This is a genomic window from Elstera cyanobacteriorum (assembly GCF_002251735.1).
GTDB lineage: Bacteria > Pseudomonadota > Alphaproteobacteria > Elsterales > Elsteraceae > Elstera > Elstera cyanobacteriorum.
Window position 1 is genome coordinate 588,577 of the sequence record NZ_NOXS01000032.1, and the last position, 17,225, is coordinate 605,801.

Sequence of the window (17,225 nt, forward strand, 5' to 3'; positions counted from 1 at the left end):
CCCTCTCAGAGTGTCCAGTAACGCCGGTCGGGCGGCAGCGCCTTACCGCGCCAAACCCCTTTGATATCGGCAATCAAACCGCCCGGTTCGACCGCCGCCGCCCAGTCGGCAGGCCCCCAGCCGATAAACGCGCGATGGGCGACCGCCAGCACGACGGCATCATAGGCGCGCGGCGGCGGCAGAAGCGTGACGGGTGGCTTGCCGAGCAGATGTTCAAGCGCGGTCGGATCGGCACAGGGATCGGCACAATCGACGGCAAAGCCCCGGGCCGTAAGATCAGCGGTCAATTCCAACGCCTTGCTATTGCGCAGATCGCCGATATTTTCCTTGAACGCGGCCCCCAACACGAGGATGGAGGCGCCAGGGGCAAGCTGTGCCGCAATCTGATCGGCGAAAAATCCGGCCATCGCCTCATTGGTCTGGCGCCCGGCGAGAATAGTCACCGGTGCATGGCCCAAGTCTTCCGCCCACGTGGCGAGATAGTAGGGATCGACGCCGATGCAATGGCCGCCGACCAACCCCGGCACGAACGGCAGGAAGTTCCACTTGGTCCGCGCCGCGTCCAGAACGTCATAGACGGGAATATCCGCCGTGCGCAGGATCATCGCCACTTCGTTGATGAAGGCGATATTGATGTCGCGCTGGGCGTTCTCGATGGCTTTAGCAGCCTCCGCCACTCGGATCGAGGGAGCAATGTGGATATTGCCACCATTCACACTGCCATAGAGCTGAGCAAGCCGTTGCGCCGTCGCGGTATCCTGCGCCGCCACGACTTTGGTAATCGCGCCCAAACCGTGGGTCCGATCCCCCGGGTTGACCCGCTCGGGAGAATAGCCCAGCGCGTAATCGCGCCCAGCCACTAGGCCGGATTCTTCGCCAATCCACGCCGCGCACTGACCTTCGGTCACGCCGGGATAAACCGTGCTTTCGAACACTACCACGGCACCGGAGGCCAGCACGCGCCCAATGGTGCGCGATGCGGCTTCCAAGGCGCTTAGATCCGGGCGTTTTTCCCCGTCGATGGGGGTCGGAACCGTGGCGATCAGGCAATCGCAGCCGTGCAAATCCGCCTCGGCGCCCGTAACGGTCAGCCGATCCTGCACAGCGGCCAACGCCGCATCGGGCACTTCGCCGGTCCAATCCTGCCCAGCGGCCAGCGCCGCCACCCGGCGGGCATCAATATCGAAACCGACCACCGAGTGGCGCGCCGCCAGCGCCACCGCCAGCGGCAGGCCGACATAGCCTAACCCCAGAACTCCGATCCGCTGGAAGCTCATTATTGACCGAACTCGCCCAGATATTTGAAGGCGACGCGCACGAAGAAGGTCTGATCGTTGCGCAGATCCTGGTCCGACAGCTTATCCCGCACGTAGGAGCCGAGGATGGCGAAACATTCATCCTCGTACAGAATGCCAAGCCCGGCCGAACTCAGCTTATCCTTCTTCAAATCGTAAGACACCATCGCATAGGCGCGGTAGAATTCCGAAATCTGCACTTGGCCCGACGCAACCGCCGTGCGCGGCGAATCGATCCCGATCCCCGGGAACAACCGATCGTAATTGACGTAGGAAAGCGACAGGCTGTTGAAGCCGCGATAGATCGTCGCGCCCATTTCTTCGCGCTGCGGGGTGCCGCTATCCTTATCCAGCCGGAAGCGATAATTGAAATCGATCCAGGAACCGGGCGACACTTTTACCGCACCGACTACATCCGATTGCCGTTCCTCCAGCCCCGACCCTTTTGGATAGGGGTTAGTGCCTTCCGACAGACGATAAGATTGACCGATCATCGCCGAGGCCGAGGCGCCGCCATCGGTCTTCACTTCCGCGCGCAGGCCGTAATCGACACGGCTGCCGCTATCGATGCGATCGCGGCCTGGGAAGCGGCGGGGCATGAACAGGTTCACGTCATCCAACTCGACGACGCGGCTGTCTTCGTTCGGGATCTTGCTCTTATTGCCGCCGGTCGGCCCGGCAACGACGCCGACCTTGGGTTCGATCAAGAAGGTCGCCCCCGATTGGCGGCTGATCAGCGGATAGGCCCAGGTGGCAGCCAACTGCGGATGCAGGCGGCTTTCTTCCCCCGAGAAGCTGCGCCCATTGGCCTGGGGCAAATTATTCACCGAATAAACATCGGCCTGAACCGTCGCCGAAAAGGCGAAGACATGGCCGCCATCGGTAATCAACGGCAGATGATAGCCGGTCGTGGTGGCGAGGCGCGTGCTATCGGTGCCAAGCTTGCGGGAATACGACAGGATATCCGCATCGAGCTTCCAGCGCCCGCCGAGACTATCCGCATCGGAGACCAGCGAGGCCACCGCCGCCGGATGGATCTTGGCAATCGTGTCGCGGTTATCCTCCGCGCGCAGCGTTTGAAACGCATAGCTGCTGAGGCCGAAGTAGGAGCGCCCGTAAAAACCTTCCGCAAAAGCCGTCGAGGTCAGCGCGTTCGAAACCTGATACCGGCCCTTGCTGGTAAAATCCGGGCCGATCTTATAGCGGCGCAGGTATGTCCGGTCGGTTGCACGGGCGATATCCCACCCCGCGCGCCAATGCTCGCCCAAGTCGAACCGGCCTTCAGAGGCGAAGTTGCCGCGCCAATCAAGGCCCGGCGGCGTCGGCTTATCGTCGAACACGGTATCGTTCAGGAAAGACCCCGCCACGCGGATTTTACCGTGCTCGAAGCGCTGGCGATATTCCGCTGCACCCAGCAGGGCTTCCTTCGAGTAAATCCGCGGCTCGACCGTCACGTCGCTGCTATCGTTGATAATGCCGTAATAGGGCATTCCGAACACAGCGCCGAGCTTGTTGGAATAGCCTACCGTCGGCGTTAAAAAGCCCGAGCGGTTCCGCACGCTTGGGTCGGGATGCGAGAAATAAGGCGCGTAAAACACCGGCACGCCCGCCACTTCCAGTGTGGCGTCGCGGTAGTGCAGATCGCGCTTTTGCTCGTCATGGACAACCTGACGGCCCTTAAGCTGCCACAGCGGCGGCTTGCTGGGATCGTCTTTACACAGGTTGCAAGGCGAGAAAACGGCGCGCGTCATGACTTTGCGGTTGCCCGCCAACCGCTCCATCCCTTTGGCGACGATGCGGGAATTATCGATCAGCAGCGCCTTGAAATTCTCCATGATCGCATTGGAGAGATCGTCGGAGATTTGCAGATAGTCGGAAAAGAATGTATCGCCCGTCGGCTCCAGCATCACGACATTGCCCGATGCCGTGACCAGTTTGCGCTTGCGGTTGTAGCTCAGCACATCCGCCTTCACCACCCGGTCGCCCTGGCTGATTTCAACCGAACCCCGGGCTGTAACAATGTCATTGTCGCGGTCGTAGATAACCTCGTCGGCTTCCAGCAGAAACTCGCCCTTTGGGTCTACCGGGGCAACGGCAGGGCGTTGGGGGAGCTGATCGAATAGGACCGACGGGCCAACGCGCTGGGCAAGCGCGCTGGTGCCGAGGAGGCTGGCGGCGAGGCCGAGCATCGGGGCGATGACCCAAGGGCGGCTGAGGGCATCCCGCCCGTTCCCGCGTCCCATCGTCCCGGCGAGCCTGATGCGCACCAAACCGTCTCCTCTTTTCGAAAATCGCGCTGCACCATGCCACCAAATTTCAGCGCGCGCCAAGCAGAAACCGGCCCCTATCGGTAACGGTGTGAAGCACACCGCAACAAGTTGCAACACGTCGCAACGGGGGGAAACAAAACGTCGCTTTGCAGGCAGGGCGCCGATATGGCACGGTCCCCAGGACAGAACACAACCAGCGGGAGTGCTGAATGTCTCAGATCACGGCTATCATCCTGGCTGCGGGTTTGGGGACGCGGATGAAATCGGCGCTGCCAAAAGTCATGCACCCGGTCGCCCATCGGCCGATGATCCGCCACCTGATCACGACGTTGGAAACAGCAACCCAGGGCGACGACCTGCGCATCGTCGCCGTTATCGGCCCCGATATGCCCGTGCTAGAGGCCGCCGTCGCCCCGCATCCCTTCGTTATTCAGCATGACCGGCGCGGCACCGGCCATGCCGTGCAAATGGCGCTGCCCGAACTGCCGGATAGCGGCACAGTCTTGATCCTGATGGGCGATGCCCCGCTGCTACGCCCGGAAACCGTCCGCCGTTTGATCGAAACCCGGCAGACAAAAGGGGCGGCCCTCCTCGTTGGCGCCTTCCGCCCGGTCAATCCCACGGGCTTTGGACGGATCATCCAAGCCGCCGACGGCAGCATTACCCGCATTGTCGAAGAGAAAGACCTAGCGCCGGATCAAAAGGCTATCCCCCTGTGCAACGGCGGGATTTACGCCGTCGATGCCGCCCGCCTACCCGGACTGCTGGCGCGCTTAACGCCGAATAACGCCCAGGGCGAATTCTATCTGACCGATATTGTCGAGCATGCGGTTAGCGATGGCGCCTTGGTGCTGCCGCTCGACATTGCCGCCGACGAAATTCACGGCGTCAATTCCCGCGCCGACCTTGCCTTTGTCGAGGGCATCGCCCAGGCGCGCTACCGCGCGGCGGCGATGGCCGGGGGGGCGACGCTGCTAGATCCGGCCAGCGTCTATTTCGCCGCCGATACCAAGATCGGCCAGGATGTGACCATCGGCCCAAATGTGGTTTTCGGTCCCAGCGTCACCGTTGCGGATCGGGTGACTATTCACGCCTTCAGCCATATCGAAGGGGCTACGGTTGCCTCCGGCGCTATTATTGGCCCCTTCGCCCGCTTGCGCCCCGGCGCACAGATCGGCGACGGCGCCCATGTCGGTAATTTCGTTGAAGTGAAGAATGCCGTTTTAGGCGCAGGCGCCAAAGCCAATCATCTCACCTATCTGGGCGACGCGGACATTGGGGCGGGCGCGAATATCGGCGCCGGAACGATTACCTGCAATTATGACGGCATTAATAAACATCGCACTATAGTTGGCGCGGGCGCCTTCATCGGCTCGAACAGCGCGCTTGTCGCGCCAGTCGTCATTGGTGACGGGGCCTTGATCGGCGCAGGCAGCACGATCACGCGAGACGTTCCTGCCGATGCGCTTGCGGTCGTCCGGGGGGAGCTGGTGCAAAAAGAAGGGGCAGCCGAGCGGTTCCGCGAAACCCGCCGCGCGGCCAAAGCCAAGAAGAAGGACTAGGACCATGTGTGGCATCATCGGCATTCTCGGCACCGAAGACGCGGCCCCGCGCCTGATTGATGGGCTGCGCCGCCTGGAATATCGCGGCTATGATTCTGCCGGTATTGCGACGCTTGTGGACGGCAAGCTCGACCGCCGCCGGGCGGAAGGTAAGCTGCGCAACCTGGAGCAGGAAGTCTTCAAGCACCCCCTGCCCGGTCTTCTAGGCATCGGCCATACCCGCTGGGCTACCCACGGCGTCGCCAATACGACGAACGCCCATCCGCATATGAGTGACCGGGTCGCCCTGGTCCACAATGGCATCATCGAAAACTTCCGCCCGCTGCGAGCTGAATTGGAGGCCAAGGGTTTCCGCTTCGAAACCGATACCGACACGGAAGTGATCGTCTATCTGCTGACCGATCTGCTGAACCAGGGCCTGAGCCCGAAGGCGGCGATGGTCCAAGGCATGCAGCGGCTGGAAGGCGCTTTCGCCATCGCCGTGCTGGTGACCGGGGAAGAAGGTCTGCTGATGGGTGCGCGGCGCGGCTCGCCGCTTGCTGTCGGTTATGGTGACGGCGAAATGTATTTGGGGTCGGACGCGCTGGCCCTCGGCCCGTTGACCCGCCGCATCGCCTATCTCGAAGAGGGCGATATCGCCATCCTCACCCGCGACAGTGCCGAAATCCTCAATGAAAAAGGCGAGACGGTCGAACGGCGCATCCAGATCACCGAACTGTCGGGCGCCATCGTCGGCAAGGGCAACTATAAGCATTTCATGGAAAAGGAAATCCATGAACAGCCCGCCACGGTCGGCGAAACCCTCAATGGGCTGGTGGATGCTGGAACGCGCGGCGTCGTGCTACCCGATCTCCCCTTCGATCTCGGCAGCCTCGACCGCGTTACCCTGGTCGCCTGCGGCACCTCCTATTACGCCGCGATGGTGGCGAAATATTGGATCGAAAGCCTCGGGCAAGTGCCGGTCGAACTCGATATCGCCTCGGAATTCCGCTACCGCAACGGGCCGGTGCTGCCGGGCAGCCTTGCGATCTTCGTGTCGCAGTCGGGGGAAACGGTCGATACGCTGGCCGCCCTGCGCTACGCCAAAGCCAAGGGCGCCCATACAGCCGCCGTAGTCAATGTGCCGACCTCGGCAATGGCACGCGAGGCCGATTTGGTGTTGCGTACCCTGGCCGGGCCGGAAATCGGCGTGGCGACGACCAAAGCCTTCACGGCGCAGCTTTCCGTCCTCGCCTGCTTCGCTACTGCCCTCGGCCGGGCGCGCGGCGTTCTGAGCGCCGAACGGGAAGCGCAGATCACCCAGGCGCTGATGGAAATTCCTGCCCGCCTTGCCGAGGGGCTGGTGAAACTGCCGAGTGCCCTGACCGCGATTGTCGAAGAAGTCGCCGAAGCGCGTGACGTGCTCTACCTCGGGCGCGGCCTGTCTTATCCGCTGGCAATGGAAGGCGCGCTGAAGCTTAAGGAAATCAGCTACATCCATGCCGAAGGCTATGCCGCTGGGGAAATGAAGCACGGCCCCATCGCTTTGATCGACGAAGCGGTGCCGGTCATCGCGCTGGCACCGGAAGATAGTTGGTTCGAGAAAACCGTTTCCAACCTTCAGGAAGTGGCGGCGCGGCGCGGGCGGGTGATCGTTTTCACCACCAAAACGGGCGCGGAGCATCTACGCCCCATCGCCGCCCATGTGGTGGAACTGCCCAGTATCGATCCGCTGGTAAGCCCGCTGCTCTATGCTTTGCCGGTGCAATTGCTGGCCTATTACGTCGCCGTCCGAAAGGGTACCGACGTTGATCAACCGCGCAATCTGGCGAAAAGCGTCACGGTCGAGTAAACCATTCCTATGATTACGCCGGTCATCCTTTCCGGAGGCGCGGGAACGCGCCTTTGGCCCCTGTCGCGCAGCCTCTACCCCAAGCAGCTTCTGCCGCTGGTCGGGGCCGAATCCATGCTGGTAGAAACCGCCCGCCGCTTCCCGGCGCCGGAGTTCGCCGCGCCGCTGATCATTTGTTCCGATCAGCACCGCTTTATCGTCGCCGAACAGGTGCGAAAGGCGGGCATTACGCCGAGCGGCATTATTCTGGAGCCGGTCGGGCGCAACACGGCCCCCGCCGCCGCCATAGCGGCCCTGGCCGTCGCCGAGCGCGACCCGCAGGGGCTGCTGCTGCTCGCTGCCTCCGACCATGCGATGACCAAGCCGGAAGCCCTGCGCGCGGCGTTGGCCTGTGGCGAAGCGGCAGCCAAAGCCGGGCGACTCGTGACTTTCGGCATCCAGCCGACGCGGCCCGAGACCGGTTATGGCTACATCCAGCGCGGTGCCGCCCTCAGTGACGGGGTATTCGCCATCGACCGCTTTGTGGAGAAGCCGGATCGGGCGACCGCCGAAGCCTATATCGCCGACGGCGGCTATTCCTGGAACGCCAGCCTGTTCCTGTTCCGCGCCGATATGTTCTTGGCCGAACTCGGGCAGCATCGCCCCGACATTCTGGCAGCCTCGGAAACCGCCTTCCGCGCCGCCGGACGCGACCTAGATTTCCTGCGCCTCGATAAAGCTGCCTTCACCGCCTGCCCGAGCGAGAGCATCGACTATGCGGTGATGGAGAAATCCACCCAAGGCGCGGTCGTACCGGTCGATCCGGGTTGGAGCGACGTGGGCGCCTGGACTGCCCTATGGGAAATCGGCACCCCCGACGCCAGCGGGACGGTGTCGGCGGGCGATGTCTGGACCGAAGGGGTCAAAACCTCCTACCTGCGTGCTGAACCGGATGCGCCGCTGATCGCCGCCGTTGGGGTAGAAAACCTCGTCGTGGTTTCGACCCGCGATGCCGTGCTGGTCGCCAGCAAGGACAAGGCCCAAGACGTCAAGAAAATCGCCGAAAAGCTGAAAGCCGCCGGGCGCAGCGAGGCCGAAAGCCACGCCATCGTCTACCGCCCTTGGGGCAGTTACGAAGGGCTGGTCGCCGCCGAGCGCTATCAGGTGAAGCGCATTGTGGTGAAGCCGGGCGAGAAATTGTCGCTGCAAATGCACCATCACCGCGCCGAACATTGGGTGGTGGTCGCCGGGACCGCCAAGGTGACGCGCGGCACCGACGAACATCTGATCTTCGAAAATCAGTCGATCTATATTCCGATGGGTGAAACCCACCGGCTGGAAAACCCCGGCAAAGTGCCGCTGCACCTGATCGAAGTGCAGTCGGGCGCCTATCTGGGGGAAGATGATATCGTCCGCCTCGACGATAAATATGGCCGCAACTGACCGGGCGACGGTCAGCGCGGTGCTGGTGTCCTATCGCACCGGCCCCGCGCTGTTTCAATGCCTCGACGCCCTCCGCGCCGAACCGGCCCTGGCCGAAATTCTGCTGGTCGATAATGGCAATGATGACGCCACACTCGACCGGCTGCGCGCCTGGGACGATCCGCGTCTGCGCCTGATCACGGGGCACGGCAATATCGGCTTCGCCGCCGGGTGCCATCGCGGTGTCGCGGCGAGTGGGGCGCCGTTCTTGCTGATGCTGAACCCCGATTGCCTGCTGGCCCCCGGCGCGGTTCCCGCGCTAGTGACTGCTTTGGCGACCGAAACAAAACCGTGGATCGGCACCGTCCGCCTGCTGGAAGCCGATGGGCGAGAACAGCGCGGCTGCCGCCGGGCGGCGGGCACGCCGTTGAATTTCTTCATCGAAGGGCTGGGCCTTGGACGGTTTTTCCCGCGCCTGCGCCTAAACTGGCATGGGAACCCGCTGCCTGAGGGGCTAACCGCCGTCCCGGCCCTCTCCGGCGCCTTCATGCTGATGCCGCGCGCCACCTGGGATGCGACGGGCGGCCTCGATACCGGCTACTTCCTGCATCTGGAAGACCTCGATCTCTGCGCCCGCCTGCGCGCCCTTGGCGGTCGCTGCTGGTTCCTGCCCGCCCCCGCCTGCACCCACATCAAATCCACTAGCGCCGCCGCCGCCTGGGTGGTGGAGAACCATAAGCTGGCGGGGTTCTGGCGCTACTTCCGCCTGTGGTATCCGCGCCCCTGGCTGTGGCGGGCTACCGTCTGGCTGGCGCTGGCGGCGGGGATTTCGGCGCGGCTGGTGATGAAGCGGCGTTAGGCGCTGCGGCGTGCGGCGGCGCCCCAAAGCTCCGACCCCAGGGAGCCTTGCAACAGGCCGGGAATATAAATATCAGCATTAAGACGGGGGAAAAATACGGCCAGCCCGGACGGCGATATTTCGGCTTCGCCAAGGTCCGCATCGGTGGCTGTCTCAAACCCTTGGGCCTGCTTGGGTGAAAAACTGACTTCCACCCCGTTGGACAGCGAAATAACCACCCGGCGGGTGTGACGGTTGAACCTGACCTTCACCGCGCGCGGCCAGCGCGCGTGTTGGGCTTTGCTGCGGGCTTCCGCCACCTCGATATCGCTGTCAGTAAGCTCCATGAATGTCACTCCAGGCGGCGCAGAATTTTCCGAGGCTCCGCACGATATACTCGCGAACGCCCGTCAGCACTTTAGCTTTAAATCCCAGGCTTTCCCGCAGTTCGATGGGGCCAGACGGACAGTTCAGATTAAAAACCGCCTCCATGCCAGGACCAATGACATGCACATGCGAAGGGCGATGGTCATTGGTATAAATATGGATGCGAAACGGCTCTAAACCTCGGTCAATACAGGGCACAGGATGCTCCGTCGAACTTCCTACCAAGAGTAGGATCAATCGGAAGCCTTAGCAATCACTCCCACCGCGCCGCCGCCGCATCATCCTCGGCCTTGGCGTCCACCCAGGTTTCGCCGCCGGGGCCTTCTTCCAGCTTCCAGAAGGGTGCTTTGGTCTTCAGCCAATCCATCAGGAAATCGGCGGCCTCGAAGGCGGCGCGGCGATGGGCGGATGCGGTAGCAACGAAAACAATCGGTTCCCCCGCCAAGAGCCGCCCAAAGCGATGGATGACCAGCAGCCCTTGAAGCGGCCAGCGCTTCGCGGCTTCCTCGGCAATCGCGGCCACTTGGGCGTCGGTCATGCCAGGGTAATGGTCGAGCGTCATGGCCGTAAGCGGCTGGCCAGCGTGATCCTGGCCGCGCACGAGGCCGGTGAAGCTCACCACCGCCCCTGCGTCGGGGGCGGACGCGGTGAAAGCCGCAAGCTCTGCCCCCGGATCAAAGGCCGCTGCCTGCACGCGGGTAACGCGCATCGGCTTAGCCCCCAGTAACGGGCGGGAAGAAGGCGACCTCGTCCCCCGGCGCGAAGCTGGCATCGAGATCGGCGAAGACCTGATTGATCGCGGCACGGATGACCGAACGGTCCTCGAACACCGCCGCGTGACCGGGCGAGAGGGTCGCGAGATAATCGATCAAGCCATTGAGCGTGGTCACCCCCGGCGGCGGGGCCACCGCCTCTTCCGCCCGATTGAGGCGGGAGCGCAGCCAGGCGAAATAGCGCACGCGCATCGGTTACTCCTCGGTCTTGGGCTGGTCCATATGGCGCAGGCCAGCGCGCAGATAATCATACCCGGTGATAAGGGTCAGGATGGCCGCCGCCGCAAGGCCCAGGTCGCCGATTTCTTCGATATAAAAACCGCGCGGCCCATACTCGCCGACCATGACGACGCCGAGGGCCACCATCTGAATGCCGGTCTTCCATTTGGCGAGGCGGGAGACGGGAACCGAGATGCGCAGGCCCGCCAGAAACTCCCGCAGGCCCGACACCAGAATTTCCCGCCCAAGAATGATGAGCGCCGCCACAATCATCGGCCCAGCAATCCGCTGTTGGCCCACCAGAACCAGCAAGATCGCCGCGACCAGCAGCTTATCGGCAATCGGATCGAGAAACCGCCCAAAGTCGGACTGTAATTTGCGTTGCCGGGCGATATGACCGTCCAGCCAATCGGTAATGCAGGCGAGCGCATAGACAAAGGCTGCGCTCCACGCCCCCCAGGGGCCGGGGATATAGAGCAGGATGACCACAATCGGAATAGCGGCAATACGCGAGAGCGTTAGCAGGTTCGGCAGGCTATACATCCGGGGAAACCACCCTTTGTTCTCGCAAGGCCCGCAGGCGCGGCATTCTAACTGCCGCCGTGGAAATGGTCATAGATTTTTTTGGCGACGGTTTTGCTAATCCCCGGCACCTGTTCAAGGTCAGACAGCCCGGCGCGGGTGATCGCACGGACCGAGCCGAAATGGTGCAGCAGCGCCTTGCGCCGGTTCGGACCTATCCCCGGCACCTCATCAAGCTCTGACTTGATCTGTGCCTTCTGGCGCTTGGCGCGGTGGGTGCCGATGGCGAAACGGTGCGCCTCATCGCGCAGCCGCTGGATATAATAGAGCGCCGGGTCTTGCGGCGGCAGTTTGAACGGGGTCTTGCCGGGCAGATAGAAATCTTCCCGCCCCGACTCGCGGTCCTGGCCTTTGGCGATACAGACCAGCGGCAGATCGGCAACGCCAACCGCTTCCATCACTGCGACCGCCGCCCCCAATTGCCCGGCGCCGCCGTCGATGACGACGAGATCGGGCCAGGAGCCGCCCTGCCGGTCCGGGTCTTCCTTCAGCGCGCGGGAAAAGCGGCGGGTTAGCACTTCCTTCATCATGCCAAAATCGTCGCCGGGGGTCAGGTCTTCCCCCTTGATCGTCCACGTGCGGTAGGCGTTCTTCTGGAATCCATCCGGCCCGGCGACGATCATCGCCCCGATGGCGTTGGTGCCTTGGATATGGCTATTGTCATACACTTCGATCCGCTGCGGCGGCGCGGGCAGCGCAAAGATCCGCGCCACTTGATCTAGCAAGCTGCGCTGGGTGGCTTTTTCCGCGAGGCGCCGCTCCAGCGCGTCCTTGGCATTGGTCACGGCGTGCTTGACCACATCGGCCTTGCTACCGCGCTTCGGCACCTGGATCGACACTTTCCGCTCGGCCTTCACCGAGAGCGCTTCGGCCAACCAGCCTTCTTCCTCCACAGGATCGCTGAGCAGCAGCAGCGGCGGCGGCAGGCGTTCGTCGTAAAACTGCGCGATAAAGGACGCGAGAATTTCCCCCGGCGTTGCCTGATCGTCGTGGGCGGGGTAATAGGCGTGATTACCATAATTGCTGCCGTTGCGGAAAAAGAAGACCTGCAAGCAGCTTTGCCCGCCGATTTGGGCCAGGGCGAAGACATCGGCATCGGCGAAATCCAGCGTGTTGATGTCTTGGCGCTGTAAGATCGTTGCCAGGGCGCGGATGCGGTCGCGGAACTTCGCCGCCGCCTCATAATCCAAAATCTCCGCCGCCGCCTGCATCTGCTGGGTCAGCTTCTCGTGAATATCGCGGCTGCGGCCCAATAGCACCGATTTGGCGCTGTCGATCAGATCGCCATACTCCGTTTCGCTCACCTTGCCGACGCAGGGGGCGCAGCAGCGCTTGATTTGATATTGTAGGCAGGGCCGCGTCCGCCCAGAAAAAATCGTATCGGAGCAGGTGCGCAGCAAAAAGATGCGCTGCAAGGCCTGCACGGTCCGCTCCACCGCCCCCGCCGAGGCAAAGGGGCCGAAATAGTCACCCTTGCGGTTCCGGGCGCCGCGATGCTTGGTGAGCTGCGGATAGGCATGGTCGCCGGTGATGAAGATATTGAGAAAGCTCTTATCGTCGCGCAGCAGCACATTATAGCGCGGCAGCAGCTTTTTGATCAGATTGGCTTCCAGCAGCAGCGCTTCCACCTCGGTATGGGTGGTGATGATCTCCATGCTGGCGGTTTCGGCCACCATGCGGCGAATACGAACCGGCAGCCCATTGGCGTTGGTGTAATTGGCCACCCGCCGCTTTAACTGCCGCGCTTTCCCGACATAGAGCACATCGCCGTCAAAACTTAGCATCCGGTAAACGCCGGGGCTGAGCGGCAGGGTTTCGACCACGCGCGCGATCACCCCAGCCCCCCGGTCGAAGGATACGGGCGGGCGGGCCGTCGGGACGACGATGGTATGATTTTCGGGCGGGGTCGGAGTGCTCATGAAGGGATAAGAAGACCGAGTCGCTTGCGAATCAAGGGGCTGGCGGCAAGGGTTGCGACAATCCACGATTCCTGTGGATAAGTCTGTGGAGAAGGGTCGGATAGACGGGCGGGAGCGGCAGGACTCTAGGCGACTCGGAGGGTTGCTCAAGAAATAGGCAAATTCTACAAGTCATTGATTTTTCTAGAATTTACTGATTCCGAAACAACGCATTCCGGTGTCTGGGTCGGCTGGCAGACCTGAAGAGTCGGCAATTTATTCCTTGACAGGGATTCGCCCCGAGCTGTGCACAATGGCCCTTGACGGGGGCGCGGAATTCGCGGTTGGGCGGGTCATTTGCGAACCGCTTGCAGCCCTGCGCGGTCAGGGCGCGCTACGTTCGATCTCCACACCCACGGCGCGGGCATCGGGCATCACGGCGCGCTTTTCCACCCGCACGCGGGCGGTGCGCACCCGGCCATCGGCGAGGCACAAACGGGCGATGCGATCGGCAAGGGTTTCGACAAGGTTAACCCGGGTGCCGGTCACCAGACTGCGGATCTCATCGGCCAAAGTGGCATAGCAGACAACGGCGGCCAGATCGTCCGCCCCCGGTTCGGTTTCCATCACCAGCAGATCGACCGAGACGGCGATGGGTTGCAGCACGCCCTTTTCTTCGGGATAGACACCGATATCCGCCATCATCTCCAGATCGTGGACATAAAGGCGGCGCAGCCCCTGGGTTGGGCGCAAGGGCATATCGACGCGGCCAAGCGTAAGACGGGGCGACAGCGAAACATCGGTCATGGGCGCATCCTGAACCGGCAGACCGGGACAGCCCCGGTTTGTTCCTACCCTCTAGCCGCCTTCGCTGCGGCGCGCTAGTGTCATTCGCGCCTAAAAAGGGGATAGCTGCTATGGGAATTCCGGTGCTCGATCATCCGCTCGGCGGGGTCCGCGTCCACCGGGCCGATTACGATTGGCCGACGGACGGCGCCCGCCTGGAGCTCATCTCGGAGTATCGGCCGGCGGGCGACCAGCCGACCGCCATCAAAGAACTGGTGGCCGGTGTGCGGGCCGAGGAGCGTAACCAAGTGCTGCTGGGCGTGACCGGGTCGGGCAAGACCTTCACGATTGCCCATGTAATCCAAGAGGTGCAGCGGCCCACGCTGATCTTAGCGCCCAATAAAACCCTGGCGGCGCAGCTTTATGGGGAAATGAAGAGCTTTTTCCCCAATAACGCCGTCGAATATTTCGTCTCTTACTATGATTATTATCAGCCGGAAGCCTATGTTCCGCGCAGCGATACCTATATCGAAAAGGAAGCGACGATCAACGAGCAGATCGACCGGATGCGCCACGCCGCCACCCGGTCGCTGCTGGAACAGCGCGATGTGATCATCGTCGCCTCCGTCTCCTGCATCTATGGTATCGGCTCGGTCGAGACCTATTCGAGCATGACGGTCGATCTCGCGGTCGGGAAGAGTTTCGAGCGCACGCAGCTTATTCGCCGCCTGACGGAGCTTCAGTATAAGCGCAACGACGCGGGCTTTGGGCGCGGCACCTTCCGCGTGCGCGGCGACACGATCGAACTCTTCCCCGCCCATTACGAGGATCGCGCGTGGCGCATCTCGCTGTTCGGTGACGAGATCGAAGGGCTGCACGAGATCGACCCGCTGACCGGCGAAAAGATCACCGCCCTCAATGATGTGCGCATTTACGCCAATAGCCATTACGTCACGCCGCGCCCGACCCTCAATCAAGCCATCAAGCAGATTAAGCAGGATCTGAAACTGCGGCTGGAGGAGTTGGTCGCCGCCAATAAGCTGCTGGAGGCGCAGCGGCTGGAACAGCGCACGCAGTTCGATCTGGAGATGCTCGAAGCCTCCGGCTTTTGTGCGGGCATCGAAAACTATTCGCGCTACCTGTCGGGCCGCAATCCCGGCGAACCGCCGCCGACGCTGTTTGAATATCTGCCGCCCGATGCCCTGCTGGTCATCGACGAAAGCCACGTCACCGTGCCGCAGTTGGGCGCGATGTATAAGGGCGACTTTGCGCGCAAATCCACCCTGTCGGACTATGGCTTCCGCCTGCCCTCCTGCCTCGATAACCGCCCGCTGAAGTTCGAAGAGTGGGAGGTGCTGCGCCCCTCGACCATCTTCGTCTCCGCCACCCCCGGCCCGTGGGAATTGGGGCAGACGGAGGGGGTTTATTCCGAACAGGTCGTGCGCCCGACCGGGCTGACCGACCCCGTGTGCATCATTCGCCCGACCGAACATCAGGTCGATGACCTGATTGCCGAGTGCAAGGCGGAGGCGGCGAAGAATAGTCGCGTGCTGGTCACCACCCTCACCAAAAAAATGGCCGAGGCGCTGACGGAATATATGACCGAAGCCGGGCTGAAGGTCCGCTACGTCCATTCCGACGTGGATACGCTGGAGCGCATCGAGATTATCCGCGATCTGCGCTTGGGCGTCTTCGATGTGCTGATCGGCATCAACCTCCTGCGCGAGGGGCTGGATATTCCCGAATGTTCCACCGTCGCCATTCTGGATGCCGATAAGGAAGGCTATCTGCGCTCCCGCACCTCCCTCATCCAGACCATCGGCCGCGCCGCCCGCAATGTCGAAGGCCGCGCCCTGCTCTACGCCGACCGCATCACCGCCAGCATGCAGGCCGCCATCGACGAAACCAACCGCCGCCGCGAAAAGCAGCAGGCTTATAACGCCGCCAACGGCATTACGCCGGAAACGGTGCGCAAATCCATCGGCGACGTGCTGTCCTCGGTCTTCGAGCGCGCCGACCATCTGACCGTCGATGCTGGGCCGGATTACCAGATGGGTAAGGATTTGAAGACCCATATGGCCGAGCTGGACAAAAAAATGCGCGACGCCGCCGCCAATCTGGAATTCGAAGAAGCCGCCCGCCTGCGCGACGAACTCCGCCGCCTGGAGGCGCTGGATTTGGGGCTTCCGGCGGGGGACGCAAAGCCGAAAGCGGGCAGCGCCCAAGCGGCGAAGGCCAACCGGGGACGGCGGAAGGGGCGGTCGTGAACCGCGTCCGCTGCGCGATGGTGGGGAGGAAGAGGACGCTACCGCCCAAGAGGGATCCTGCGCCTGATCGATCTGCTGGCACCGTTTGGGCATACGGATGCGATGATTGCCGACCTCAAGAGCGTCGTGCCCGGGATTGAGATCGGGGGGCAGGCGTCGTGAGCCTGAAAGGTTGTCTCCTCTATAGCTTTGCCGCGCTTGTTTCGGGTGTGGGACTATTAATAGTGAATGCTGAGTTGAATAGGCCCGTCATGCTTGATCCCGTTCGCGATCTAGACGTGCCGTTACCGTTTCGCATCGGCAGCGATGGCGATGTTTTTCGTGTCCCCATGNCGTCGTGAGCCTGAAAGGTTGTCTCCTCTATAGCTTTGCCGCGCTTGTTTCGGGTGTGGGACTATTAATAGTGAATGCTGAGTTGAATAGGCCCGTCATGCTTGATCCCGTTCGCGATCTAGACGTGCCGTTACCGTTTCGCATCGGCAGCGATGGCGATGTTTTTCGTGTCCCCATGGGGTATTTTGAGGATCGCTATATTGAACAATCACGAGCGTCTCAAACGCCCATTTTCTATGCAATTAGGCTCCGTTTCTGGTTCTCTGACCTCAGTTATGAACCTAAGGCAGGTACTCAATTTGGGTGGGACGCATATCCCGATCCGAAATATAGTGATCGGCAGGGTTACGATAAATCTGAAGACGCTTTGATATATTTTTTTATTAAGAAAGTTGGTTTTGGACGTGACTATGTACCGCCCTGTCAAAAGGCAAAAAATCGGATGGGAAGTAATTTTCTCGATGATAAAGGTTATGGGGAAGGGAATTGCGAAACCGGCGGAGAAAAAATATTTCTTGATCCGGGTTACATCGATGAAAAATGCGAATATTATAGATCTATTGAATTAAATCAGATCATTACATCTTGCTCGCTCCTTCGGGAAGGCGTTGAACACCGAAGCATTTTTGTTGATACGTCGGCCGACGAGCGCGGGTATTACTATACTATTTGGTTAAAGTCACCTTTTGCGAATCGAATAGATGAAGTCGAATCCAAGATAGCGGTTCTTATCAATCGGACACCTCGAAAAACCCCTCGCGTCGGGGTTGGTGACGTGATTCG

The 17,225-nt window shown here is 61.7% G+C and carries 15 protein-coding genes; 6 read left to right on the plus strand and 9 right to left on the minus strand.

The genetic code is table 11. The features are described from left to right. Positions 1-5: 5 nt before the first annotated feature. Both CHR90_RS12000 and CHR90_RS12005 read right to left on the minus strand, forming a co-directional pair. Positions 6-1,277 (minus strand): nucleotide sugar dehydrogenase, encoded by a 1,272-nt coding sequence (locus CHR90_RS12000; RefSeq protein WP_094409224.1) that lies wholly within the window; start codon positions 1,275-1,277, stop codon positions 6-8. Further along, positions 1,277-3,562 (minus strand): LPS-assembly protein LptD, encoded by a 2,286-nt coding sequence (locus CHR90_RS12005; RefSeq protein WP_141210938.1) that lies wholly within the window; start codon positions 3,560-3,562, stop codon positions 1,277-1,279. Before CHR90_RS12005 ends, CHR90_RS12000 begins: the two co-directional genes overlap by 1 nt. Before the next feature lie 212 nt (positions 3,563-3,774). Between CHR90_RS12005 and glmU the strand changes: the two genes are divergently transcribed. Genes glmU through CHR90_RS12025 form a run of 4 tightly spaced genes read left to right on the plus strand, consistent with a single transcriptional unit; the run spans position 3,775 to position 9,218 of the window. Further along, on the plus strand, positions 3,775-5,127 hold the full coding sequence (glmU, locus tag CHR90_RS12010; RefSeq protein ID WP_094409226.1) for a bifunctional UDP-N-acetylglucosamine diphosphorylase/glucosamine-1-phosphate N-acetyltransferase GlmU: 1,353 nt from the start codon (positions 3,775-3,777) through the stop codon (positions 5,125-5,127). Positions 5,128-5,131: 4 nt separating this feature from the next. Beyond that, positions 5,132-6,958, plus strand: a complete 1,827-nt coding sequence (gene glmS / locus CHR90_RS12015) for a glutamine--fructose-6-phosphate transaminase (isomerizing) (RefSeq protein ID WP_094409227.1) — start codon at positions 5,132-5,134, stop codon at positions 6,956-6,958. Between the two features lie 9 nt (positions 6,959-6,967). Continuing rightward, positions 6,968-8,380: a mannose-1-phosphate guanylyltransferase/mannose-6-phosphate isomerase gene (locus CHR90_RS12020; protein WP_094409228.1), complete on the plus strand. Its 1,413-nt coding sequence runs from the start codon at positions 6,968-6,970 to the stop codon at positions 8,378-8,380. Then, on the plus strand, positions 8,367-9,218 hold the full coding sequence (locus tag CHR90_RS12025; RefSeq protein ID WP_170941386.1) for a glycosyltransferase family 2 protein: 852 nt from the start codon (positions 8,367-8,369) through the stop codon (positions 9,216-9,218). The genes CHR90_RS12020 and CHR90_RS12025 overlap by 14 nt, the downstream gene beginning before the upstream one ends. Here CHR90_RS12025 and CHR90_RS12030 read toward each other — a convergent pair. The 7 genes from CHR90_RS12030 to folB form a co-directional block, all read right to left on the minus strand. Beyond that, complete coding sequence (locus CHR90_RS12030) at positions 9,215-9,544, minus strand: DUF2442 domain-containing protein (RefSeq protein WP_094409230.1); 330 nt, start codon at positions 9,542-9,544, stop codon at positions 9,215-9,217. The two genes, CHR90_RS12025 and CHR90_RS12030, sit on opposite strands and share 4 nt — an antisense overlap. Then, the gene (locus CHR90_RS12035; protein ID WP_094409275.1) at positions 9,531-9,782 is read right to left on the minus strand and encodes a DUF4160 domain-containing protein; all 252 of its coding nucleotides are present in this window, start codon (positions 9,780-9,782) and stop codon (positions 9,531-9,533) included. Before CHR90_RS12035 ends, CHR90_RS12030 begins: the two co-directional genes overlap by 14 nt. Positions 9,783-9,837: 55 nt before the next feature. Next, positions 9,838-10,293, minus strand: coding sequence for a molybdenum cofactor biosynthesis protein MoaE (locus CHR90_RS12040; RefSeq protein WP_094409231.1), 456 nt, complete (start codon positions 10,291-10,293; stop codon positions 9,838-9,840). A 4-nt stretch (positions 10,294-10,297) separates the two neighbouring features. Continuing rightward, complete coding sequence (gene moaD / locus CHR90_RS12045) at positions 10,298-10,549, minus strand: molybdopterin converting factor subunit 1 (RefSeq protein ID WP_094409232.1); 252 nt, start codon at positions 10,547-10,549, stop codon at positions 10,298-10,300. 3 nt (positions 10,550-10,552) lie between these two features. Next, positions 10,553-11,119, minus strand: a complete 567-nt coding sequence (gene pgsA / locus CHR90_RS12050; protein ID WP_094409233.1) for a CDP-diacylglycerol--glycerol-3-phosphate 3-phosphatidyltransferase — start codon at positions 11,117-11,119, stop codon at positions 10,553-10,555. Between the two features lie 47 nt (positions 11,120-11,166). Beyond that, on the minus strand, positions 11,167-13,077 hold the full coding sequence (uvrC, locus tag CHR90_RS12055; RefSeq protein WP_094409234.1) for an excinuclease ABC subunit UvrC: 1,911 nt from the start codon (positions 13,075-13,077) through the stop codon (positions 11,167-11,169). Positions 13,078-13,440: 363 nt separating this feature from the next. Then, positions 13,441-13,863, minus strand: coding sequence for a dihydroneopterin aldolase (gene folB, locus CHR90_RS12060; protein WP_229671434.1), 423 nt, complete (start codon positions 13,861-13,863; stop codon positions 13,441-13,443). A 110-nt stretch (positions 13,864-13,973) separates the two neighbouring features. Here folB and uvrB point away from each other — a divergent pair, with 110 nt between their 5' ends. Together uvrB and CHR90_RS19245 are read left to right on the plus strand one after the other, a co-directional pair. Then, positions 13,974-16,109, plus strand: a complete 2,136-nt coding sequence (gene uvrB, locus CHR90_RS12065) for an excinuclease ABC subunit UvrB (protein WP_094409235.1) — start codon at positions 13,974-13,976, stop codon at positions 16,107-16,109. Positions 16,110-16,539: 430 nt separating this feature from the next. Continuing rightward, positions 16,540-17,225: hypothetical protein (locus tag CHR90_RS19245; RefSeq protein WP_141210939.1), on the plus strand; the 686-nt coding region annotated here is incomplete at its 3' end.